Raw genomic sequence first — 22869 nt, forward strand, 5'->3', positions numbered from 1 at the left:
CGTTTTAGTCTAGTACTCCTGTGTCCGTAATTTCAACTTGGACTTTTGGGATAATCGTTAAAGTGGGATAAATTTCTTTCCACTTTTTTTCTTTGAAAACATCTGGATGGAATGCCCGAGCGATCCTCCCTATACCAAGTGCGTCTGTATTCGATTCATGTAAAATTTCTACAACTTTTTCCATATCACTTGTCATCTTTTCTTGTATAAATTTTTCTAATTTCTTCTTCCTATTTTCATCAAGTAAATGATTTTCATAATACTCCATTATCCCAACTTTTAGTCGATAATCTATCGTTATAGTTGTTCCTTCCCATTTCATCATCCGCTTAATACGATTTATTCTAAACGATACTGGAACCTCATTATCTATATAGGACACATTCGCGTATTTTCCTATTTTATCTTTCATAACTTGCAATAGCAGTGATTCTACATGATTAAGTGTTTTACCAGTAAATTTTTGGCCGTCAAAAAGCGCTAATCCTACAACTTCTGGTACTCCATTTTCAGACGAAATTTTGACATAAGGTAATGTTAAGTCAATCGCTTCATCCATTAAATAAGAACAGGCAAGCTGCAAGTCGATATTGGGGAATACTGATTTGTGGATAAATCCTTGCACCAGTTCACTATAATAATTATTTACATCATCCCCCATCTTCTCTCCAAATTTTATAAAAGGCTCTGGGTCCCCTTCCGTTACTAATAAGTATGTGTTTAGCCGATTTCTTGCGTTTCTGTAATATTGATCTAATAGATGATAAAGCTCTTTCTCCGCTAATTCATCCGATATTAATATGCTGGAAAGTTTCGATAAGTCAATTCCTTCATTTACTTGCAAATCCACCTTCTGTCTAAGATCCTCTATAGAGGTTCCGTCTACGGTTATATAGCTATATTCGGTGGTGTTACGCTGTTTTCCCGGAAGCCCATAATAACCTTTTAAATGACCTACTTCCCCATCAAATGCCACCATTGGTACACTCACAATATTTTTATTTAACCGTTCATCCCAGCAACCACTTAACAATACTGTAACTAGTAGTATAATACTAAACTTTTTTTTCACGTAATGACTTCCTCCATCCCTTTAACATGATGAATAACGGAAACAGTAAGCCAAAAAAGTAATGTCCATACATTAATATGTCATGTGACTTTTTTACTAATTCACGAGTAATAAGAAACAAAGGTAGTATGGACACAAGGAAGTGAATGAACACTGTAAATTTAATACTTCTCGTGTACATTGTTTTATATAAGGATAAGCCCAAAAACATAAACAGAACAACCGAAATTACACTCCATGTCATCCAAATATACGTAAAAAACAAGTCCAGTCTTTGTAAAAAAGTAATCTCTTGAGATTTCAGCAAATACATGATTGTTACTGGAATGATTTTTATTTCCTCCAGTGAGAAAAATAATAAAACATATAAAATCGTAATAACAAAAAATAACGTTAATATAAGCTGATAAAGAGCAATACTTCGAAATTTTAGTTCTTTTTTATCTTCTACAAAAGGTCGAAGTATTAAAAAAGCTTCTATTCCTATAAACGCATACATTGTTTGTCCTACCCCGTCAATCCATTGTTTACTATCTATTTGCCCAAACGGAAATAAGTTGGTCCATATTAAATCTTTTGTAGCAAGACTTAGCATTGCCAAAAAAATTACAATAAACGGGATTAATATAACTGAAATGTTTAGTGCTACTGCATATTTACTAAGATTCGCGTACAGCGAAACAATCACCATTAAGCTAATGACAATATAAGCAGGAGTTTGTGGGAATGCCCATACTTCTAGTATAAAGTCGATATAGGCCAAAAAAGTGACAACAATCGTGTACCAATATATCTGATATAACCATTTTTCAAATTTATTTAACTGAAAGTATTTATAATACTTATTGAAAATATGAAGAATAAATAAGTGAAATAAACTTACCGCGATAAAAATTAACCAAGAATTTTGTTCCGCAGCCTTTATTACACGTGATTGGACAGAGATAAAAACAGTACCTGTCTGTAAAATGAATAAAAATAAAAAAAGCTGCTTATTTGATAATGTCCACTTAGTCATGTTTCTTTTTTCCTTTTTTACTGAATAAGTAGAAATTGCGCTGCTGTGGAACTTGCTTATAATATGGAAGACGGAAAAAGATCGATTTAATTTTAGTAGGTTCAAATGGAATAATAGGGCTTAAATATGGTCGATTTAATGATTGCAAGTTTAATAAATGAATGAACAATAGCATCGAGCCTATTACGATACCAAAAAAACCAAACATCGATGCTAAAACCATAAATGGAAACCGCAATAAACGCACTGTTGTATTCATTTCTACCGAAGGCACTACAAAACTAGCCAAAGCCGTAGAAGCAACTACTATAACCATTAAATTGGATGCCAGCCCTGCCGCTACAATAGCATCTCCTATTACAAGACCTCCAACGACACCAATCGTCTGCCCAATTGGACTTGGCAACCGAATGCTAGCTTCTCGAATAAGCTCTATCAACAGCTCCAGCAATAGTGCTTCAAAAATCGGCCTAAACGGAATATTAGCTACCGAACTTTTCACTTGTTCTCCAAGATCAATCGGCATAATTTCAAAATGAAAGCTAACAACTGCAATATAAAACGCAGGTAAAAAAATGGCCGTAAAAAAGCTAGCTAGTCGAACTAGTCGATAAAAGGACCCAACTAATACTCTTCCATTAAAATCATCCGGAGATTCATAGAACGTAAATAATGTAATTGGGCCAATTAAAGCTGTTGGATCTGAATCAGAAAATATAATGATTTTTCCATCCACTAAATTAGCAACCGCTCTATCTGGCCGTTCTGTATTTAGGAATTGGGGAAACGGCGACCAAATGACATCTTCTAAATAATCTTCTAGTTGACCAGAACTATAAATCATTTCTGCTTCAATGCGATCTAATCTTGCTTTGAGAACTTTCAATGCTTCATTATCTACTTTTGTTGTCAAATAAATAATCGAAACAGTTGTATTTGATTTTGCCCCAATCGTATGTTTTTCAATTTTTAAATCTGGTGATTTAAGCTTTTTTCTTATTAAGTTAATATTGACGTCTAAATTCTCTACGAAGCCATCATGCCCTCCTCTTACTACATACTCATTTTCAGGAGATGATGGTTCGCGAGAAGCAATTTTCGGCAATAAAATTCGAATCATTTTGTCTGTTTTAGGAAATACGATGACCGTTTCTCCATTACAAATACTTTCTCTAAACTGTTTTATCGTAAAAGTCATTTCTTCCGAAAAAGCCGTTTGTCCATACTCTGCTTCCCCAGCCTCAAACTTTCTTTGAATCGTTTGTAGTTGTTCCATTACGACTGCTGTGTCAATCATTGTGGAATAATAGCAGAGAATGACATGCTCTTCATTCCAAACGAGCTCTTTGGCAATAAAATCAAATGCTTGAGAAAATTCGTTTTCTAAAGATTCTACTATCTCTTTATATGAAACCATTCGCTCACCTCTTCATTGGAAAGTGTGTGCAATTTTTTTTGAATGTAAACGTATAAAAGAATAAGAAAGGGAGTAGTGGGATGGGGAGAGTGGATTTCGTTGCAAGCGGACGCGTTAGGTGGGCACCGCTTCAGTCGCTTCCCTCGCGTCGCTCCTGCGGTTACTCGTCGCAGAAAGGCGTTGCTCCTGCGGTTACTCGTCGCAGAAAGGCGTTGCTCAGTCCTGGGTCTGCTGCTCGCACTTTACCCACCCGAGTCCCCGCTTTACACTACATTCATCCTGCTTATAGGAGTGTATTCATGTTCTTCTACTTAACCATTTTCATTTAAAAGGAAGAGAAAAGTTCATTAACTCTTTTAGTTAGAAATAGACTGACAATTTTCGTGCGAGGTAATTTAGTGATCTGCTTCTACGCTTTCTATCCATATAGTGAAAAATGTGACCGGATAATTCTATTTATGACCGGATAGAATTTTTTCCGCCCGTATAGATGTTTTTATGACCACATAGCATGTTTTGTCTAATTTAATATTTAGAAGAAAGGAAATTTATAGCAAGAGCAAGGCGAACATTTGCCATATGATGACCAAAGAAAAAGCTTGTTGTAAGTGGCTTCGCCACTTACAACAAGCTTTAAAAATTTTACGCTTCATCTTATTTTTTAATGTAAAGCCTTGAGTGAGCCGGAAACTGCTTCACTTAGATGGTTTTTCTTTAATACTATTTATTTTCCGATAAATTGTTGCGTCCAGTAGTATCCACTATTAGATAACCCTACTCCTATATGTGTATAAGATGGATTCATAATGTTTGCTTTATGACCCGGTGACTTCATCCATGCATTCACAACTTCAGTTGCACTTCTTTGCCCCATCGCAATATTTTCAGCGGCTGATTTATACGTAACACCAAACGATTTCATTTGATCAAAGGGTGAGCCGTATGTTGGACTCGTATGAGAAAAATAGTTTTTATTTTTCATATCTTGAGATTTTGCTTGTGCTGATTGAGTAAGCTTTGTATCCATTTGTAATGCTTTCAATCCTGCTTTTGCACGTTCTTTATTTGTTAAGTTTACTACTTCTTGAATAACAGAAGATACTTGTACCACTTCTGTTTTTGGCGCTTCGGGTTTTGCTGTATTTGGTGTCGAATTAGATACAGGTCTTTTATTTGAAGAATGCACCTTGTTATACTTATATAGAGACTTTCCATTATTTGTGATCGATGTTTTTACCTCGGAAGTAGTATTTGAAGTTCCTGTTGACATAGATGCTTCAGCCGTATTTGTTGAAAACAACAAGCCACCTGCAAGTAAGCCAACTATTAACGAATGTTTTTTATTCATTTTCGTTTCCTCCTTCTTGTGCTCCTCCATTATAAACATAAAATTAAATGCTTTTTACCCATAAAATATTCCAGTTAATCCAGTAGGTGTGTAAATCTTAATAACAACAAACATCCTTTATTCAAAAAGGTGGGTATTTTAACCACAATGCTTAATTATTTCTTCCAGAACATTGTTGACAGTTTCATATATTCGTCAAATCTCTGTTTTATCATTAATTTCACTAAGGACACTTAATACCTTTGTTCTGAATAAATGATCATCTAAAAAAGCTTTAATAAATTCATTAAATTTTTTCTCAATCCAAATGGTCTCTAATGCACTCATATCTTCAATAAAAAAAGAAAAAGAAATATCTTCGGAATCATTACTTCTATAAAACGCGGACGTTAAGATAAATAATGTATTTCCCCCTTTATACCAAAGACGTTCTCCGCTTATTTGATAATCTGAAAATCCCATCAAATCATCCAATAATTGTTTATCTTCCTTATCTAATTTTATTGATTTCCCCAATTGATGCATCAACTTTGCATAATCTAAACTTGAAGCCGCAGGAAGTTTCTTCGTTATCTCTCTTTGAATTTTCATATCAGACACCATTTGCAGTTCTTCGATGAATATATTTGCTTCACCATTAATAACTTTATCCAACAATTCAGTAGCTAATAAGTTAAAATGGCTATTCGACATTTCTCTAATAGTTTGAGCAATTTTCTTTTTCGCTACCTTTTCTTCTATGTATAAATAACTAGGAATTAATAATGCAGAATTGATAGGATAGATTTCTGTGTGTTCTAATAATGAATATTCTCTAATTACTTCATTAATTTTACCTTTTCCTAACTTATAGAATATATAGTCTGTACAAGCATTCGAACTATACTTCATCATTCCTTTTGCAATTTCTTTTAATGTCACTTCATTACCTATTTGTTCATTTTCTTTCCATAATACGTGAGCATTCCCATCTGTGTTTTTCAAATAAAGAGAATCCACTTCCTTAATTGGGATTAATTCATCTGAGTTCAAAAATTTATCACGTACAGCGTTAATAAATGCAACAGCGTATATAATTTTTACAGTACTTGCTAAAGGTATAATCTTATCTTTATTGAAGTTAATTATTTCGTTATCATTTTGAATGAACGACATTGACCACATATTTGGATTATTTCCCATAAATTTAACAATATCGTCTTTCGTTTTGTTCATATCCCTCTTTTTAATAAAAAATACCAATAACATAAAGCCTATGAGTAATAAAAGAATACCTAATAAAACAACAGATAATATCATAATGTATATATTCAACAGACCAATCCCCTTTTTATTTTGTTGGCTACTATATAGATTTACGAAGTGAATTGGAAAAGGTTTCAAAAAACGACACTGATTTAGTTCACATTGCCTAATAATAAGAAACATTCCTTCATCAAAAAAACCTACCAAGTTACATCCTTGGTAGGTTTTCGATTTATTATTTTCCGATGAATTGTTGTGTCCAGTAGTATCCACTATTAGATAATCCTACTCCGATATGTGTATAAGATGGATTCATAATGTTTGCTTTATGACCTGGTGACTTCATCCATGAATCGACTACTTCAGCAGCACTTCTTTGTCCCATCGCAATATTTTCAGCGGCTGATTTATACGTAATACCAAACGACTTCATCTGATCGAATGGTGAGCCATATGTTGGACTCGTATGAGAAAAATAGTTATTATTTTTCATATCTTGAGATTTTGCTTGTGCTGATTGTGTAAGTTTAGCATCCATTTGCAATGCTTTTAATCCTGCTTTTGCACGTTCTTTGTTTGTTAAATCTACTACTTGTTGAATCGTAGCACTAGCTGTTACTTCTTCTTTATCTTCTGTCACTGGCGGTTTTACTGGTACCGATGGCTTTTCAGTTACCGGTGGTTTTACTGGCACCGATGGCTTCTCGGTTACTGGTGGTTTTACTGGTACTGACGGCTTCTCGGTTACTGGTGGTTTTACTGGCACCGATGGCTTCTCAGTTACTGGTGGTTTTACTGGTACAGATGGCTTTTCAGCTACAGGTGGTTTTACTGGTACTACCGGCTTCTGACCTTCTATAATCTTATCTATAATAATTGAGTTTAAGTTTTTTAGCTCACTATTAAGTAAATCCGTTATATTCTTTTCACTCAAATCATTTTTATACATAACTTTATACGGAGACGTCCAATTAGTCATTATGGATATATTTGCCTCGGAAGTAGTATGTGAATTTCCAGTTGTCATCGATGCTTCTGCTGTATTTGTTGAAAACAATAAGCCACCTGCAAGTGCGCCAACTATTAACGAATGTTTTTTATTCATTTTCATTTCCTCCTTCTGTTTGCTCCCCCATTGTAAACATAAAAACAATCGGTTTTTTCCGATAAAATATTCCAGTTGGACCAATTCCATATAAATTCGTATAGTAAAGCTATGTTAACTAGATTACTTTGGATATGTTATCCATACTGTCTAGTTTTTACGTTTCAAATCCTATTGACAGTTTGAAAGAAAATAAAAAAGCAGCTTAGAAGAAGGAGCAAATCCCTTCTTTCAAGCTGCTTTTCATTTAATAAGCTTACCTTGCTAACAATTTGGCATACTCTTCATCATAAAGAGAAATAATCTGTAACTGATCAACTTCTGCTAAATCACTCTGTTGAACTCTAGTTACAGCCAGAAGATATTTCTTCTCGATGGATTGCCTTGCCCTTGGATGCGTTAATTCGTCTAGTAGCTCACTTTGGATAACTTGACGAATCTGTTGTTCCGATTGAATATCTTCTACAAATCTTCTTCCTTTAAACAATAATTGAAATGACTTAATCAACAGACTTACTCCCTGGCACTTCTATTAAATTAACTTGGTCTCCGATAATGACCATTTTAGGTTCCATTTTCATATATTCTGGGAGCCATTGAATCATGCCATATGTATATTGAAAAAGAAATGGATTTTTATGTCCTTTTAACGGTACATACCCTTTCATACGATACACCGTATCAGGAAGTCCTCTTACCCAGTCTTCAAACTCTTCCATTCCGACAGCTTCTTCAAAAGTATGCAATCGAGAAGATAACGATAATTGTTTTCCAATTGCTGTTTCGTTTACTTCTTTACCATGGAAAGTTGCTTCCATATTCGTGATCCATTTTAAAGGTATTTTACTATTAGAAGTTTGAATAATAGGAGCATTAGCATTTAAAGCTTGTAGCTGCATTGTCACACTAGCGACTTCAGCTTCTGTTAATAAATCAATTTTATTTGCTACGATTAAATGTGCATGACGAATTTGTTCTAAAAATAACATTCTCGTTTGTGGAGTTAACTTATCTCGGTCAATCCATCTTTTGCAATCAGCTACTGTCACAATACCTTTCATATTCAGTCTATCTGCAAATAGCGGAGAAAATATTGCATCCATTGCTTCAACTGGATGTGCAGCTCCCGTCGTTTCTATCAATAAAACATCAAACTCTTGTTGCCCCTCTAATAACATTTGAAGCTGTGCTTCCATTTTTTCAGAACCTGTGCAGCAAATACAGCCTTCTAACATTTCTTTTAACGGAATTCCTTCTTCAACTGCTTGGCTATCAAAAGCAAGTTGTCCTAGTTCATTCATAATTACCGCAGGCTTTAAACCCGTTTGTTTAAATTGTTCAATCATATGTGAAAGAAGTGAAGTTTTCCCACTTCCTAAAAAACCACTTAATAAGTAAACATCTTTCATCATTATAAATACTCCTCGTATCTGTTAAAAAAGCTGACCAATTAGGCCAGCTTTTTCATTTTATTTTTTAAGAAGTTCTAACACGACTTCTTTTGCTTTTAACAATTGTGGATCATCTTGAATAATTTTCTCGCGGATTTTATCCATTAAAATAAACGAAGTTTCTCCAGTAAGCTCACCAGTTACAGCTAGCTTATTATCTGTTTGGAACTTTTTCACTGCTGCAGCCATATTCGTGTCAAAATTAACATTTACTTCGCCAATATTATAACCAATCGCTTGTAGCATTTCCTTTGCATTTTGCACTGCATCTGATTTAGATCCTTCTTTTAATACAGAAGCCGGGTCTATTGGTGCAAGCATTGCGTAAGAAGGATAGTCTACAACATAATCGGGAGCAATCCCTTTCTCATGTATCCAGTTCCCTTTAGGAGTTAACCATTTTGCAGTCGTAATTTTAATATTCGAACCGTCCGGTAAATCATTCGCCGTCTGTACTGTACCTTTACCAAATGAATTCAAGCCAACAAGTGGAACATTTGCTGACTCACTTAATGCACCAGCTAAAATCTCAGATGCAGAAGCACTTCCTCCATCTATTATGACAGAAACAGGTATGTTTACTCTTTCTCCAGAAGATGCGGAGATGATGTCTTTATTGCCTTTGTCGTCAATCTGAAGAATCGGTTCTCCATCTTTGACAAATAAATTAGATATATCAATCGCCGAATTCAACAAGCCGCCTGGATTTTGACGCACATCTAATACAAGGCCTTCCATTCCTGCTTTTTTCATTTCGTCTATTGCATCTAATAATTCGTCATACGTATGTGTAGAAAAACTTGAAATAATAATATGTGCGATATTGTCTTCCAACATTTCTGCATACACTGTTTCAATTGGAATATCGTCACGTACTAATGTAATTTCCATGTTTGCACTATCTCCACGTTTAATAGTAAGGGTCACTTTCGTCCCCTTTTCTCCGCGGATTAATAACACAGCTTCTGAGGCAGAATATCCTTGAATATCTTTTCCATCTACTGTCATAATTTTATCATTTGGAAGAATACCAGCTTTTTCAGCTGGCGAGTTTTTAATAGGAGATACGACGGTAATTATACCGTCTCTTGCTTGGATTTCAGCACCTATCCCTTGAAAGCTTGAAGAAATATTTTCGCTGAACTGGGATGCTTCATTTTGATTCATATAATCTGAATAAGGATCTCCCAAAGCATCGATCATTCCATTTATAGCTCCATTAATAATGTCATCCTCGTTAATATCTTGGTAATACTCTGTTTTTAACTTGTCGTATGCCATATACAGCTTCGAGAATTCTGTTCTTTGCTGTCCTTGTCTTACAGGCTCGTTCCCTTGCTCTTTTCCAAGAGTTAAAGTAAACATAGTAACGGCAGCTGTAGCAATAACTAAAGCAAAAATCATTAGGATAAAAACGAATGGCTTCATTTTAATTGTGCGAGTTTGTTTCACTTCCGGATTTTCTCGTTCTGTATGTTGACGTTCCTGTTCATCCAAACTTTTCTCACCCTTTTCAAAGAAACTTCAAAAATAGACTGTCATTAATCTGACAGTCTATTTTTCATTATCTTATTTTACTCTTGAATTGCAGCTTCTAGTGCAACAACGATCATATCGTTGAATGTAGTTTGTCGTTCTTCAGAAGTTGTCGCTTCACCAGTAATAATATGATCACTAACTGTTAAAATAGATAGTGCTTGGCGACCAAATTTAGCTGCTAGTGTATATAGAGCAGCAGTCTCCATTTCAACTGCTAGCACACCATACTCTGCCCATTTTTCATTTTGCGCGTTATCATTATAAAATAAATCTGCTGTAAATACGTTACCAACTCTTAGGCTTAATCCAGCTTCTTTACCAGCATTGTATGCTTTATAAAGTAAATCAAAGTCAGCAGTTGGTGCAAAACTCACGTCATCTAACAATACTTTGTTCATAGACGAATCAGAAGAAGCACTTTGCGCGATAATTACGTCACGTAGTTTTACATCTTTTTTGATTGCTCCACATGTACCAACACGAATTAATTTTTGAACATCATATTCACTCATTAATTCATTGATATAAATAGAAATTGATGGAACTCCCATTCCTGTTCCTTGAACAGAAACTCTTTTTCCTTTATAAGTACCAGTGTAACCAAAAATGTTTCGAACTTCGTTGTATTGTACAACATCTTCTAAAAATGTTTCTGCGATATATTTCGCACGAAGTGGATCTCCTGGAAGTAAAATTGTATCTGCAATTTCACCTTTTTTTGCGCTAATGTGTATGCTCATTTTATACCCTCATTTCTAATATGTATCCGCTTAATCATACATTTTTTTAGCAATAAATGCAACGAATCTGCTAGCTATTCTCTGCAATATATAACTCCCATAATTCATCAAAAACAGATGCTTGCATTTCAGGATGGGCAAGCTCTTCTATATATCTAGAAATCACATCAAAGTCCGTCTCTGCTTTTGGAAAATCATGCTGCTCAAATGTATTGTCCGCAAATTGTGTCTTCTTATCAGCCTTTTGACCCCCTCGAAATTTCAGAACATACAAATAAAATGATTGTTTCATGTTTCACCCCTCCTTTAGTCATGAAGTCTTAGAAAATTCAAAAATATGTAGATAATTTAATCTAAAACAAGTAAACTATCAATATTACTAATTTAATACATCTGGAAAGGGTTGGTCTAGTTGTTTAAAAGCTTTAAAAGCAAAAAAATATCAGTAAAGCCTAAGATACCTAAATTAAAGAGACAACGAAAAACGGAAAAAAAAGGGAAGAAATACCCACTCCTATCATTTTTGAAAAAAAGTAAAAAAGATAAAATATACATACCAGCAGTGGGAAAACCTAAAATATGGAACACAATACGTGGACAAGTTGTTTTAATCTTCTCTGTACTTATTGTCATACTTATTTCAATGCTTATATTAACATCTACTCAAATGTACTCTTCTCAACAAGCTCTTGAAAAGTTTACAAAAGTTGATATTAAAGAGCAAATGATGGTAAATCAAATATCTGCTGAAATTTCTCAGCTCGCAAATGCAGAGCAAAGCTATATAATAACAGGTAAAACAAATTATATGTCAAGCCATCGTAAATATAAAGATGCAATCACTACTCATTTAAAGGAGTTAAATGTGACATTTAAAGATCGTCCTGATGAACTACAACGCATTAAATCTATCGAGCAATTTTACACTACTTATTTGCAATATTCAGAGCGCGTTATTAAAATTCGTGACGATAAAGGTATCGAATCTGCTCAAAAATTAGTTGCAGCTGGAAATGGTAAAACGGCTATGAATTACGTAGATGTTCATATTGGACTTATAAATGAATTACTAGCAAAAAATAATGCAAGTAAAATTGCTGCATTAGAAAAGGCCAACAATAATTCGTTGTACTTATTTATCGGCTTAACGATATTTTCTGTAGGACTTGCATTATCGTTTGGAATTTATCTATTCACTTCTATAAACCGCAGCACTCGTGCTATTAATCGTTCTATTTTGGATATCGCACAAGCTGGCGGTGACCTAACAAGACGCGTTCAAGTTCGAACAAAGAATGAGTTTTCTGAAATTGCAGAAAGCACAAACGTATTAATTGCATCTATTGCTAACTTAGTAAGACGTGTTAGCTTGTTAACAGAAAACGTATCAGCAAGTGGGCAAGAATTAATGGCCTCTTCCGACGAAACTGCGGTTACAATACAATCTATCGCAGACTCGACAAACGAAATTGCTGCTGGTAGTGAACAAACAATGAATAGCATGACAGATGCAATCCAAAAAATGAACTCTTTAGAAGAAGCAACACGCTATTTAAATAACGATGCACAATCTGTAAAAGACGCCACTGATTTGATGAAAATAGCTGCAACTAAAGGGGCTGAATCAGTTCAACATTCTTCTAATGTGATGTTAAACATTGAAGAAACGATGGCTAATACAACGCAAACTGTCGAAGCATTAGGAACTAAATCTTACGAAATTACATCTATTATTAAAACAATTACTGCAATTGCAGAACAAACAAACTTACTCGCATTAAATGCAGCAATTGAAGCCGCTAGAGCTGGTGAACATGGCAGAGGCTTTGCAGTAGTTGCGGATGAAGTAAGAAAGCTTGCGGAGCAATCACAACGAGCGGCAAAAGAAGTAACAAATATCGTTACGTCTATACAATTGGAAGTAACATCTATTGTGAAACAAAATCATGAAGGTGTTGAAAATGTTATTCGTGGTGTTGAAGTAGCAAATGAAACGAATGCTTCTTTAGATTTAATCATGGTTCAAACGAATGAAACAATTACGCTTATTGATAAAATGGTTGTTCAAATTGAGGAAACACTTAACTTTAGTCAAGAAGTTGCGGCATCTTTCGTTGAAGTAACACAAATTGCTGAAAATACTGCAGCAAATACAACAACTTCTGCTTCAGCTGCACAAGAAGGTTCTGCTGCAATGGAAGAAATAAATGCTTCTTCTGTAGAGTTATCGAACCAAGCAGATGAGCTTCGTAAAGTAGTAAACGAGTTTAAATTATAAAAATAAAGCACCGAAGTGTCATTTGACTTTTCGGTGCTTTTTGATTTCAAACAAACTCCTTTTTAAAAATATAGAAATGGATAGAGTGGATTTCGTTACAAGCGGACGCGTTCTGTGTGCACGGCTTCAACCACTTCCCTCGCGTCGTTCAGTCCAGGGTCTTCAGCTCGTACTTTACCGCCCGAGTCGCCACTTTTCACAACATCCATCCTGCTTATGGGAGTATATTCATACTCTTTCTACTTAACCATTTTCATGTAAAAGGAAGGAAAAAATTCATCAACACTTCTTGTTAGAAATAAGCCGACAATTTTGTATGAAGTAAATTTGTCATATACTTCTCCACTTTTGCCATACGATGACCGAAGAAAAAAGCTTGTTGGAATTGGTGGTGCCACTTCCAACAAGCTTTAAAATTTTTACCGTTCATCGTATAGCCCAATGTGAAGCTTGGAGTGAGTCGGAAACTGAGTCACCCTTGTTTGCTTGCATTTTTTAATGACTTAGTAATTATAAAAAATAATATTAAAACTGTTTCAAATACTCTTCGTAACCCTCTTCTGCTAGCTTATCTTTCGAAACGAAGCGTAAAGAGGCTGAGTTAATGCAATAACGCAGGCCTGTCTCTTCTTTTGGTCCGTCAGGAAAAACATGTCCAAGATGAGAATTGGCTGTTTTACTTCGTACTTCTACCCTTCTCATACCATGGCTCTCATCAGAAAGTTCGACTACCTCTTGTTCTTCGATCGGTCGTGTAAAGCTTGGCCATCCGCATCCTGCATCATATTTGTCATTAGAGCTGAACAACGGCTTTCCTGAAACAATATCCACATAAATTCCTTGTTCAAAATGCTTATCATATTCATTTTGAAATGGAGGCTCTGTCCCACTTTGCTGTGTTACGTAATATTGCATTTCTGTCAGTTTGTCTTTCATTTTGAATCCCCCCACATTTTCTCTTTATATGCAGCTCTTCCTGAACCAACGAAATAGCGGTTATAATGCGCCGAATTTTTTTTATAGTAATCCTGATGGTACATTTCCGCCGGGTAAAACTCTTTTGCTTCTACTATTTTCGTTGCTAGTGGTGTATTAAATTTACCGGAAGCTTCTAAATCAGCTTTCGATTTTTCTGCTTGTTCTTTTTGCTCTTCCGAGTGATAAAAAATTGCTGTTTGATACGACGAACCTCTATCGAAAAATTGGCCATTATCATCTGTTGGATCAATATTCATCCAAAAAATTTCGAGTAATTGCTCATATGAAAAAATCGCTGGATCAAACGTAATTTGAACTGCTTCAAAATGACCTGTTGCGTTCGTACACACTTGTTCATATGTTGGATATGGCACATGTCCACCTGTATAACCTGAAATGACCGATTCAATTCCATCATAGGAATCAAATGGTTTTACCATACACCAGAAACACCCACCTGCGAAAGTAGCTTTTTCCATTCTAGTCCCTCCCTATTTTGTTGGAATAATAATTTCCAATGTAATAATATCTTCTCCTAAGTTCAATTCTTTTGCACGTACATACACTCCAGAAGACATTGGAATACTTGCTAATTGAATGAGTACTTCTTTTTTAGCTGGATTTACAATCATCCACTCTGGCAATTCTATCGAGTCTTTTAGTACTTCTAACACCGTTTCCGGTGGAATTTTTATTCGACCAATTTCCAAAGACGATTGCTCTAAACGAATATTTCCATCCTCATCGACAAACGGTTCAAAAAACATTTTCACAGGAAGAGTGTATGAAAAAATGGTTAGCTCGGTAGATAATATGACTTGATCTTCTAATGATAACTTCAATGGTAAAGGCTTACCTTCCATCGCTTTTGCCATAAAAGTATTTGCAATGCCTTCAAAATCTTCTTTTGTCGTGTTTACTGTTAAAATATTCCCAGTTTGCTGTACGGTCTTTGGTTCGATATATGTAGTGTCAGTAGGAGTAGAAATCAAATAAAACAATCCTACGGCACTTCCGATCAATGCGAATACTAGTAAAAAGAAAGCTATCTTCCATTTATTCATCTCATTCACTCCTTAAAACAACAATTCCCTTTTCTGAATATCTATAAAACCACAATCTTTCAAGGAGCTCATTATTGATTTTTCTATTAATTTATATCCTTTACTGTTTGGATGAAAAAAGTCTGTGTGATATACCAAGTTTTCATTCGTATTAAAAAATTTATCAATTGGTACAAAACAAGCATTTTCATCTTCCAAACTCATTGACTCAATCGTCGTATTCCAATCCGCAACAATGTCATCGAATTCACTGACTTCATCTGTCACAGTAGTCAAAGGATTATATAAGCCGATTAGTACAATTTTCGCTTCACTATTAATCTGTCGAATTTTATCCAATATACGCTCATAATTTTTTTCAAATGAAGCTTGCTGTTTTTGAAAGGATTCTACTTTTAAATTGAGTAAATCCTTTTTAACTACTTTCATCATATCATTGCCACCCATTGTCATCATGATGATGTCTGCTTTTCGAAGAATGTGATCGATATCCCCGTTTTTGATAATTTTTAATTGTTGATCACTTCTTCTACCTCTTAAAGCAGTATTGGTTAAAATAACATCTTCTATTCCTTTGTATTGTAAAAGTTCTGTTTGCACTCTGCCTAAATAACCTTCCCTTTTCAGTTCATCTCCTACTCCTTGTGTAAGGGAATCGCCAATACCAACTAACTCTATTGTTCTAGGAAAAAATGAATAAGGGATGACATATTCTTCGAATGAAATAGATTCCTTTGCAGTAAAATGGACAGGAATTATTTCTTTTGACGCACAACCGCTCAGTAAGATAACACATAATATGCTGATTAAATATTTCATCCGTATCGCCTCTTTTACATGTTTGAATACAACAAAAGCAGGGAATGTCATCCCTGCTTCCACATTTTACTCTGTCATATACATAAAACCAATTGCACCTGGACCAGTATGCGTACTAATAACAGGTGAAGTTAGAGAAACTTGGATGTTTGTAAATCCCGATTCCTCAATAAGTTTCATCAACGGAGTAGCCATCGTTAAGCCATATGCATGAGAGATTCCTACCGCTTTAACTAACTTTCCTTTTGTATCTTCCGTAAATTGATTAAACAAATGACTTACTACTTGTTTATGGCTCCTTACTTTGGCAACTGGAGTATATTCCCCACCCGCTAAGCTTGCAATTGGCTTAATAGATAATAGGGAGCCGATCATCGCAGCACCTTTACCAATTCGTCCACCTTTTACTAAGTTGTCAAGTGTATCAACAACTACGTATAAGTTCGTTTTCGATCGGATTTCGTTCAATTTTTCAACAATTGCTTCCACTGTTTCGTTATTTTCGGCCATCTTTGCCGCTTCTAACACTTGGAAAGTTAAAGCAAAAGAGATAAACATAGAATCGATGACAGTCACATCTGATTCGGTCATTTCAGCAGCCGTTTGAGCAGATTTCACTGTCCCACTCATCCCGCCTGTCATATGTATGGAAATAATTCGATCACCATTTTTACCCAATTCATCATATAGCTCTTTAAAAACACCCGCAGCTGGTTGTGAAGACTTTGGCAATTTTTTTGATTCAGCCATTTTCTCTAAAAATTCTTTCGGATGAATGTCAACACCATCTACATATGATTCATTGTCAATTTGAATAGTTAAAGGAACTACATGAATATGAAATAAGTCAATTTGTTCTTTTGTTAAATCAGCAGTTGAATCTGTCACAATATGAATTTTACGCACAAAATCCCTTCCTTCCTCTATATACCTATTATAAGAAGAATGAAGGTAGTATGTAAACAATTAGCTTCTAGTTTTCATCTGTAATAGACGATTATTAATTTGTGTATGAAGTTCCTCCATAATTTTTTTAGCTTCATTATTTTGGATACTCTCCATACTATATGTTTTCAACACGGATATTTGAACTTTTGCAGGTCGTATTTTATTATTATTTTTCTCCATAATGTCAGAAGTACCGGAAATAGCTATTGGCACAATTGATACTTTCGCATCTTTGGCAATTCGAACAAAGCCGGCTTTAAATTCACCAAGCTCTTCTCCTTTGCTTCTTGTCCCTTCTGGAAATACTAAAATAGAATGGCCATTTTGCAGTTGTGTAGACGTATCTATAATAGATTGATACGCACTTTTACGATTCGTACGATCTAGAAAAACACAGTTCATCTCTTCCATCCATTTGGATACTAACGGAATTTTTTTTACTTCCACTTTTGAAATAAACCCAAAAGGCTTCGGAATATGAGCTAATAAAGTTGGAATATCAAAATTCCCTTCGTGATTGCTTATGAATAAAACAGGACCTTCCGGCAAATTTTCAAGTCCCGACACATCAAACGTACTTTTCGTTCTTTTTAAAATGCCGGCAGACCATCTTTGCGGAACTTGATGAACTAATTCGTCATATCCAGCAGTCGACAATGTACTTTTTTTCGCTTTAATCGCTTTTAGTTTCGGGATACTTATAGGCAAATAGCCAAATAAGTATCCGAATGTTTTAATCGTAGCTAACAACCTATTCACTAACCTTTCTTTCATACACTAAATAAGCATATGTTACCCCATCTGGAGTTTGCATATCTTCTGTTGTATTTACGAGCACCCACTCATCGTGACTATACGCTGGAAAGAAAGTATCACCCTCGAATACATTTTGAATATACGTAATATATAATCGATCCGCTTTTGGTAGCACCATTCTGAAAATTTGTTCACCGCCGATAACCATTACTTCTTCATGATGGCTTTCTGCAAGCTTAATCGCATCTTCTACACTCGAAACTACATCCGCTCCTTCTGCTTTATAAGAAGGATTTCGAGTAATAACAATATTCTTTCTCCCCGGCAATGCTCTCCCGATAGAATCAAACGTTTTTCTTCCCATTACAATCGCTTTTCCCATTGTTTTTTCTTTGAAATAAGCTAAATCTCCTGGAATATGCCAAGGCATTTCATTATTCAAGCCAATTACCCGATTTGGATCATGCGCTACTATTAATGAAATCATATTACTCCTCCTATCTAATTGCTATACTGCAATCGGTGCTTTAATTTTAGGATGAGGATCATAGCCCTCAATCGATACATCTGCCTCTTCAAAGTCAAAAATAGACTCTTTTTCAGAAGACAAAACAAGTGTTGGCAATTGTTTTGGCATGCGTGCTAATTGAGTTTCTACTTGCTCCAAATGGTTTAAATATAAATGCGCATCTCCTAGTGTATGCACAAAATCTCCTACTTCTAGTTTACATTCTTTCGCAATTAAATGCGTCAGTAATGCATAAGAGGCGATGTTAAAAGGAACGCCTAAAAATACATCTGCACTACGCTGATATAATTGGCAGGATAACTTCCCTTCAGCAACGTAAAATTGCATAAAAGTGTGACACGGTGGCAATGCCATTTCATCCACTTCCGCTGGATTCCAAGCAGTAATTATATGTCTACGTGAATCTGGGTTTTTCTTTATTTGTTCAATAACATTTTGCAATTGATCGATGGTAGAGCCATCTTTGTTTGGCCAAGATCTCCATTGTCTGCCGTAAACTGGACCAAGATCCCCGAAATCTGCTGCAAATTGTTCATCTGCTACTATGTTGGTACAAAAAATGTCCATTTGCTCCTTAACAATCAATTTAAACTCTGGATCATTTGCAGCTCGTACACCGAAATTCGTCATATCGGGACCATCATAGCTTTCACTATTCACCCATTTTTCAAATGCCCACTCATCCCAAATATGGTTATTCGATTCGATTAATGTTTTAACATTCGTATCGCCTTTTATAAACCATAATAACTCACTCACAACTAATCGAAATGCCGTCTTTTTCGTCGTTAAAAGAGGAAACCCTTTCGATAAGTCAAATCGCATTTGATAACCAAATACACTTTTCGTTCCAGTGCCAGTACGATCTTCTTTTGTTAATCCATGTTCTTTTATATGCTTACATAATGTTAAATACTGTTCCATTGTAATTCTCCTTTTTCGCTGCATTAAACAAAAAAGCCCTCGTTAAGAGAGCCATTTCGGAGGTGTATTTTTGGACCAAAAAATTTCTCCTAATGCATAGTGTTTCGTATAGTTATCTTCTTCAAGATGATAATGAAAATTAAAATAATAGCCTTCTAATGGCTTTTTGTCTGTTCTAACATGGAAACGAATTAAATCTTTTTTTGCATCATTATCTATTATGTGAAAAATTTTTTCATGGTATTCACCAGAAGGTTGTTCCGAAATAGTTAAATTTGCAACTTTTTTTGAATCTACTTTCGCAATCGTCATATCCATCACTTCTTGAATGCGAGGAAAGATTATCTCATCAAACTCATTTTGAATAAATGGTCCAATGCGTTCGCCAAATTTTATGTATGATTGTTCTCTCGCTGCAATGGCAATTGTTTCTTTTACATCGGGTGCTTTCGCAATAGAAACTGGTTCAAAATCTATCGTATGAGCATCTGAAGAGATTGTTTTAGTAGGATTTTTATTGTCTAATAATTGTTCCCAAATAAAATGGTCAGGAGAAATCAGACCAAATGTTAATAAAGCAACGGTTACGATAATCGATTTTTTCATCCAGTTTTTCATCTATATCACCTCAATTTTGACTAAATTAGAAACGCTTCTCTTATAATTAAACGATTTATCGAACAAAAGGTTTCTTCTTGTTACTATTCATTGTACAATAATTAATGTAAACATACAGTAGCTTTTTTAAAATTAAGGAGGAGAATTCATAATGGATGCAGATTTAGTAATTGGTATTGGATTTTTATTTTTATTAGGATATTTAACTTCTTTAAACTTCACTGACTAACGGAAAGCTGTCATATCGACAGCTTTTTTATTTTTCGATAATTCCGTAATGAAACTTAGCTGTGAGTCTTGTAAAACGAGTGAATCCATACTCTTCAAATACAGACGATCGAAAATGAGCTTTCAATACGACTCTTTTCCTTGCCACACGTTTTGCCTCTGCTACCCACTCTGCTGTGAGAGCATCTTGCTGCCCAACCTTTCGAAGCGTTTGAAAGTTCGACGATTCTTCGATTTCTTCCTCGAACATCGGGTCCAAATACACAACGTCATATGCATCCGTTTCTGCCGCTTTTAAAAACTGAATCGACTCTTGATGAATTAATTGTACTTGGCGCATACTATGCTGCAATTCTGCAATTGGCGTTTCATACTGCTTTAACCCATTCGAAACGATGTACGCAACGAGCGCATTCGCTTCGCATGCATGTACAACTCCTGCGTCTCCCACTCCGAAAGCCGCGATCATACTGTCCGAACAAAGCCCAGCAGTCGTATCTAAGAAACGATCCCCTTTTTGCAAAGCCGTCGCTTGTAAAAAAAGATCCTGCTCCCCTTTTACTAATCTTTTCATTCGAAAAGCCGCTGAATTAGGGTGAAAGAAAAAAGGAGACGTCGAGCCCAACATAAATAGCTCTAATCTCTCCTTGTTTACGACAATTACGTCACTTTGGTGTTGCTCTTGAAGTGCTTGTACCGACTTCTTTTTGCGATCAACGTAAGCAAGAGATAGCTCGTTCGCTACCTCTTTTGCACGCTCTATTAGTACTTCATTCGTACGTCCCGCAGTTGTAACGATTGCTTTCATGAAGATACGATTTGTGAAAGCACACCAGACAAATGATCTCTAATCGTTTCCATTGAATTGCTCTCAATTTGTTCACGTGGAATAAAATAAGCTAACTGATCATCTTTCCAAACTGCAATCGAAGGAGAACTAGGTGGAATCTCTTCAAAATAACCTCTCATCGTAGCCGTAGCGTCTTGATCTTGTCCAGCAAACACGGTAACTAAATTAGCCGGCTTCACTTCTAACTCTTCCACAGCCGCAATTACTGCCGGTCTAGCAAGTCCTGCTGCACATCCGCATACCGAGTTAATCACGATTAGTGATACTCCTTCAGCACTTGCCATATGGTCTTTTACGTCTTCTTCTGTAATAAGCTCTTTAAATCCAGCGTTTGTTAGTTCACTTCTCATTGGTTTAACTACTTCTTTCATGTACTCATCATATGCGTTCATGGTTTCGCCTGCTTTCAATTATGTTCATTTCCCCTCTGTATAAAGGGATTTCTAGTTTCTATTCTACTTCTCTTTTCATATTTTTTCATCTGTTTTAGCTTTTATTGTGAGTTTTTTGTTAGTTTCGTGATTTTGTCTAAAGCATGCTTTTGAGAACCCCATTAATAAACTAATTTTTTTCACATGCCCAACCATCTTTGTCTCTATCATGTTTTGAAGCATATGCAGGATGGCCTTCTTTTACCCCATAAGAATAATATTCTTTCATTTTAGTACAATTAGGATAACTAGTAGGAGCTCCTGGAATAATTTCTAATCCACTTCCAACACCTGGCTTAGGTTGAGATGGTTTAACTGGCTGAACTGGCGCTGGGTTCTCACCCATTTGTTGAAGTAAAGCTAACTTAGATTTAGAAGGAGTTTCATACTTTACATGTCCATCTGCTCGAACGAAGCTACCTCCTCCAACGCCATATAAACCACCATGATTACTCTTATAACTGTATACACGAAATTCTTCTCCTATCTTCAAAACACGTACAATTGATAAAGAGCCATCACTCTCTAGTTTTACTAGTTCAGTTTCAGTTTCAATAGTAACTTTACCAATTTGGCCCAATTTCAGTTCAGTTTTCCCCCACATTACTGTTCCAGCTGCATCTGCATGTGAAAAGTTGAAGCTTAGTGCTAATACAAAAAGCAAGACAACCTTAAAAAACTTTGAAAACATTATACATCCCCTCCAATCCAATTAACTTTTATGGTGCATTTTGTAAATAGATAGATCTATAGCATTATCACAAAATCAAATAATGTTATCATTATGCTGACAGACTGTTGTCACTATTCAAGTGCTATACTTTCCACATAAACAATAACTTAAATGGAGGATTTATATATTGAAAACCCAATGGTCTTCTACTGTCCCAATTCACAATGACCTTATTACAACAACTGATCTAGTTTACAAGCCATGCAAATTCGAATGCTCTCAACCTCAATTAGAACCACAAAACGCTGAATATGGAGCATATGTATTTACACTAAATACTCTCTCCATTAGATTTCGCTCGGCCAAGGTTACTCCTACAAAGGTCGGTCAATTTGTGACTTTGTGGGAGAGAAGTGAAGAAGGACCAATCCAACCATATGATATTTCTGATCCAGCTGATTTTTTTGTTATTAGTACACGCAAAGAGAATGACTTTGGTCATTTCATCTTTCCAAAAGCCGTTCTATGTGATAAAAATGTCGTTTCTAATAAAGGAATAGGTGGAAAACGAGCAATGCGTGTTTATCCGCCTTGGGACAAACCTACAAGTCGTCAGGCTCAAAAAACGCAGGAATGGCAGTTAGCATATTTCTTAGATATACCTTTAAATGGCCTAGTAGATTGTGAAAAATTTCAAAGACTTTATAGTTTGAGTCTTCCGGGTAATTAAAACATAATGTCCTATGTTACAAAAAATCATTTGTAACATAGGACATTAACTAGAACTATCCAGTTTAGACGACACTTCTACTTTCATTACAACAAAAAAACACACCCA

The 22869-nt window shown here is 35.4% G+C and carries 25 protein-coding genes; 2 read left to right on the top strand and 23 right to left on the bottom strand.

From position 1 onward, the window contains the following. Nucleotides 1-4: 4 nt before the first annotated feature. The 11 genes from RUH95_RS00175 to RUH95_RS00225 form a co-directional block, all read right to left on the bottom strand. The gene (locus RUH95_RS00175; protein WP_313890792.1) at nt 5-1072 is read right to left on the bottom strand and encodes a Ger(x)C family spore germination protein; all 1068 of its coding nucleotides are present in this window, start codon (nt 1070-1072) and stop codon (nt 5-7) included. Beyond that, nucleotides 1056-2090 (bottom strand): GerAB/ArcD/ProY family transporter, encoded by a 1035-nt coding sequence (locus RUH95_RS00180; RefSeq protein ID WP_313890793.1) that lies wholly within the window; start codon nt 2088-2090, stop codon nt 1056-1058. The genes RUH95_RS00175 and RUH95_RS00180 overlap by 17 nt, the downstream gene beginning before the upstream one ends. Continuing rightward, nucleotides 2083-3507 carry a spore germination protein gene (locus RUH95_RS00185; RefSeq protein WP_313890794.1) on the bottom strand — a complete coding sequence of 475 codons (1425 nt, stop codon included), beginning with the start codon at nt 3505-3507 and terminating at the stop codon, nt 2083-2085. Before RUH95_RS00185 ends, RUH95_RS00180 begins: the two co-directional genes overlap by 8 nt. Before the next feature lie 724 nt (nt 3508-4231). Continuing rightward, entirely contained in the window at nt 4232-4855 is a 624-nt protein-coding gene (locus tag RUH95_RS00190; protein ID WP_313890795.1) for a CAP domain-containing protein, read from the bottom strand. 195 nt (nt 4856-5050) lie between these two features. Further along, nucleotides 5051-6373: a serine hydrolase gene (locus RUH95_RS00195; protein WP_313890796.1), complete on the bottom strand. Its 1323-nt coding sequence runs from the start codon at nt 6371-6373 to the stop codon at nt 5051-5053. After that, nucleotides 6336-7205, bottom strand: coding sequence for a CAP domain-containing protein (locus RUH95_RS00200; RefSeq protein WP_313890797.1), 870 nt, complete (start codon nt 7203-7205; stop codon nt 6336-6338). The genes RUH95_RS00195 and RUH95_RS00200 overlap by 38 nt, the downstream gene beginning before the upstream one ends. 256 nt (nt 7206-7461) lie before the next feature. Then, nucleotides 7462-7713, bottom strand: coding sequence for a hypothetical protein (locus tag RUH95_RS00205; protein ID WP_313890798.1), 252 nt, complete (start codon nt 7711-7713; stop codon nt 7462-7464). Further along, nucleotides 7706-8614, bottom strand: coding sequence for a CobW family GTP-binding protein (locus tag RUH95_RS00210; RefSeq protein ID WP_313891502.1), 909 nt, complete (start codon nt 8612-8614; stop codon nt 7706-7708). The genes RUH95_RS00205 and RUH95_RS00210 overlap by 8 nt, the downstream gene beginning before the upstream one ends. A gap of 60 nt (nt 8615-8674) precedes the next feature. Next, nucleotides 8675-10153, bottom strand: a complete 1479-nt coding sequence (locus RUH95_RS00215) for a lmo1851 family serine protease (protein ID WP_313890799.1) — start codon at nt 10151-10153, stop codon at nt 8675-8677. Nucleotides 10154-10230: 77 nt separating this feature from the next. Next, complete coding sequence (gene deoD / locus RUH95_RS00220; protein ID WP_313890800.1) at nt 10231-10935, bottom strand: purine-nucleoside phosphorylase; 705 nt, start codon at nt 10933-10935, stop codon at nt 10231-10233. 70 nt (nt 10936-11005) lie between these two features. Further along, nucleotides 11006-11227 carry a YozE family protein gene (locus tag RUH95_RS00225; RefSeq protein ID WP_313890801.1) on the bottom strand — a complete coding sequence of 74 codons (222 nt, stop codon included), beginning with the start codon at nt 11225-11227 and terminating at the stop codon, nt 11006-11008. Nucleotides 11228-11347: 120 nt separating this feature from the next. On the opposite strand from RUH95_RS00225, the gene RUH95_RS00230 reads away from it, so the two are divergent. Continuing rightward, entirely contained in the window at nt 11348-13213 is a 1866-nt protein-coding gene (locus tag RUH95_RS00230; protein WP_313890802.1) for a methyl-accepting chemotaxis protein, read from the top strand. A 525-nt stretch (nt 13214-13738) separates the two neighbouring features. Here the strand turns inward: RUH95_RS00230 and msrB are convergent. The 12 genes from msrB to RUH95_RS00290 all read right to left on the bottom strand — a co-directional run bounded on the left by msrB (nt 13739) and on the right by RUH95_RS00290 (nt 22049). Continuing rightward, nucleotides 13739-14149, bottom strand: coding sequence for a peptide-methionine (R)-S-oxide reductase MsrB (msrB, locus tag RUH95_RS00235; protein ID WP_313890803.1), 411 nt, complete (start codon nt 14147-14149; stop codon nt 13739-13741). Continuing rightward, nucleotides 14146-14670 (bottom strand): peptide-methionine (S)-S-oxide reductase MsrA, encoded by a 525-nt coding sequence (gene msrA / locus RUH95_RS00240; protein WP_313890804.1) that lies wholly within the window; start codon nt 14668-14670, stop codon nt 14146-14148. The genes msrB and msrA overlap by 4 nt, the downstream gene beginning before the upstream one ends. A 12-nt stretch (nt 14671-14682) precedes the next feature. After that, on the bottom strand, nt 14683-15255 hold the full coding sequence (locus RUH95_RS00245; protein ID WP_313890805.1) for a YpmS family protein: 573 nt from the start codon (nt 15253-15255) through the stop codon (nt 14683-14685). Nucleotides 15256-15267: 12 nt separating this feature from the next. Then, the gene (locus RUH95_RS00250; RefSeq protein ID WP_313890806.1) at nt 15268-16074 is read right to left on the bottom strand and encodes a GDSL-type esterase/lipase family protein; all 807 of its coding nucleotides are present in this window, start codon (nt 16072-16074) and stop codon (nt 15268-15270) included. A gap of 66 nt (nt 16075-16140) precedes the next feature. Beyond that, complete coding sequence (locus RUH95_RS00255) at nt 16141-16980, bottom strand: DegV family protein (protein WP_313890807.1); 840 nt, start codon at nt 16978-16980, stop codon at nt 16141-16143. A gap of 60 nt (nt 16981-17040) precedes the next feature. Beyond that, nucleotides 17041-17772, bottom strand: coding sequence for a lysophospholipid acyltransferase family protein (locus RUH95_RS00260; RefSeq protein ID WP_313890808.1), 732 nt, complete (start codon nt 17770-17772; stop codon nt 17041-17043). A gap of 1 nt (nt 17773) precedes the next feature. Beyond that, nucleotides 17774-18265 carry a dihydrofolate reductase gene (locus RUH95_RS00265; RefSeq protein ID WP_313890809.1) on the bottom strand — a complete coding sequence of 164 codons (492 nt, stop codon included), beginning with the start codon at nt 18263-18265 and terminating at the stop codon, nt 17774-17776. A 21-nt stretch (nt 18266-18286) separates the two neighbouring features. After that, complete coding sequence (locus RUH95_RS00270; protein ID WP_313890810.1) at nt 18287-19231, bottom strand: thymidylate synthase; 945 nt, start codon at nt 19229-19231, stop codon at nt 18287-18289. A 42-nt stretch (nt 19232-19273) separates the two neighbouring features. After that, nucleotides 19274-19849, bottom strand: coding sequence for a YpjP family protein (locus RUH95_RS00275; RefSeq protein ID WP_313890811.1), 576 nt, complete (start codon nt 19847-19849; stop codon nt 19274-19276). 256 nt (nt 19850-20105) lie between these two features. Continuing rightward, the gene (locus RUH95_RS00280) at nt 20106-20885 is read right to left on the bottom strand and encodes a class I SAM-dependent methyltransferase (RefSeq protein ID WP_313890812.1); all 780 of its coding nucleotides are present in this window, start codon (nt 20883-20885) and stop codon (nt 20106-20108) included. Beyond that, nucleotides 20882-21319 carry a BrxA/BrxB family bacilliredoxin gene (locus RUH95_RS00285; RefSeq protein ID WP_313890813.1) on the bottom strand — a complete coding sequence of 146 codons (438 nt, stop codon included), beginning with the start codon at nt 21317-21319 and terminating at the stop codon, nt 20882-20884. The genes RUH95_RS00280 and RUH95_RS00285 overlap by 4 nt, the downstream gene beginning before the upstream one ends. Nucleotides 21320-21488: 169 nt before the next feature. Beyond that, nucleotides 21489-22049 carry an excalibur calcium-binding domain-containing protein gene (locus RUH95_RS00290; RefSeq protein WP_313890814.1) on the bottom strand — a complete coding sequence of 187 codons (561 nt, stop codon included), beginning with the start codon at nt 22047-22049 and terminating at the stop codon, nt 21489-21491. Nucleotides 22050-22218: 169 nt separating this feature from the next. On the opposite strand from RUH95_RS00290, the gene RUH95_RS00295 reads away from it, so the two are divergent. Then, nucleotides 22219-22761, top strand: coding sequence for a MepB family protein (locus RUH95_RS00295; RefSeq protein ID WP_313890815.1), 543 nt, complete (start codon nt 22219-22221; stop codon nt 22759-22761). The last annotated feature ends 108 nt before the right edge of the window (nt 22762-22869 follow it).

Origin of the sequence: Psychrobacillus sp., from assembly GCF_032154225.1 — a bacterium.
Lineage (GTDB): Bacteria > Bacillota > Bacilli > Bacillales_A > Planococcaceae > Psychrobacillus.

Excerpts from the sequence above, each read along its gene's own strand:
- RUH95_RS00180 (WP_313890793.1), bottom strand. The coding sequence starts at position 2,090 with ATGACTAAGTGGACATTATCAAATAAGCAGCTTTTTTTATTTTTATTC.
- deoD (WP_313890800.1), bottom strand. The coding sequence starts at position 10,935 with ATGAGCATACACATTAGCGCAAAAAAAGGTGAAATTGCAGATACAATT.
- msrA (WP_313890804.1), bottom strand. The coding sequence starts at position 14,670 with ATGGAAAAAGCTACTTTCGCAGGTGGGTGTTTCTGGTGTATGGTAAAA.
- RUH95_RS00265 (WP_313890809.1), bottom strand. The coding sequence starts at position 18,265 with ATGATTTCATTAATAGTAGCGCATGATCCAAATCGGGTAATTGGCTTG.
- RUH95_RS00290 (WP_313890814.1), bottom strand. The coding sequence starts at position 22,049 with ATGTTTTCAAAGTTTTTTAAGGTTGTCTTGCTTTTTGTATTAGCACTA.
- RUH95_RS00275 (WP_313890811.1), bottom strand. The coding sequence starts at position 19,849 with ATGAAAAACTGGATGAAAAAATCGATTATCGTAACCGTTGCTTTATTA.
- RUH95_RS00210 (WP_313891502.1), bottom strand. The coding sequence starts at position 8,614 with ATGAAAGATGTTTACTTATTAAGTGGTTTTTTAGGAAGTGGGAAAACT.
- RUH95_RS00280 (WP_313890812.1), bottom strand. The coding sequence starts at position 20,885 with ATGAAAGCAATCGTTACAACTGCGGGACGTACGAATGAAGTACTAATA.
- RUH95_RS00185 (WP_313890794.1), bottom strand. The coding sequence starts at position 3,507 with ATGGTTTCATATAAAGAGATAGTAGAATCTTTAGAAAACGAATTTTCT.
- RUH95_RS00200 (WP_313890797.1), bottom strand. The coding sequence starts at position 7,205 with ATGAATAAAAAACATTCGTTAATAGTTGGCGCACTTGCAGGTGGCTTA.
- RUH95_RS00245 (WP_313890805.1), bottom strand. The coding sequence starts at position 15,255 with ATGAATAAATGGAAGATAGCTTTCTTTTTACTAGTATTCGCATTGATC.
- RUH95_RS00285 (WP_313890813.1), bottom strand. The coding sequence starts at position 21,319 with ATGAACGCATATGATGAGTACATGAAAGAAGTAGTTAAACCAATGAGA.
- RUH95_RS00270 (WP_313890810.1), bottom strand. The coding sequence starts at position 19,231 with ATGGAACAGTATTTAACATTATGTAAGCATATAAAAGAACATGGATTA.
- RUH95_RS00250 (WP_313890806.1), bottom strand. The coding sequence starts at position 16,074 with ATGAAATATTTAATCAGCATATTATGTGTTATCTTACTGAGCGGTTGT.
- RUH95_RS00225 (WP_313890801.1), bottom strand. The coding sequence starts at position 11,227 with ATGAAACAATCATTTTATTTGTATGTTCTGAAATTTCGAGGGGGTCAA.
- RUH95_RS00190 (WP_313890795.1), bottom strand. The coding sequence starts at position 4,855 with ATGAATAAAAAACATTCGTTAATAGTTGGCTTACTTGCAGGTGGCTTG.
- msrB (WP_313890803.1), bottom strand. The coding sequence starts at position 14,149 with ATGAAAGACAAACTGACAGAAATGCAATATTACGTAACACAGCAAAGT.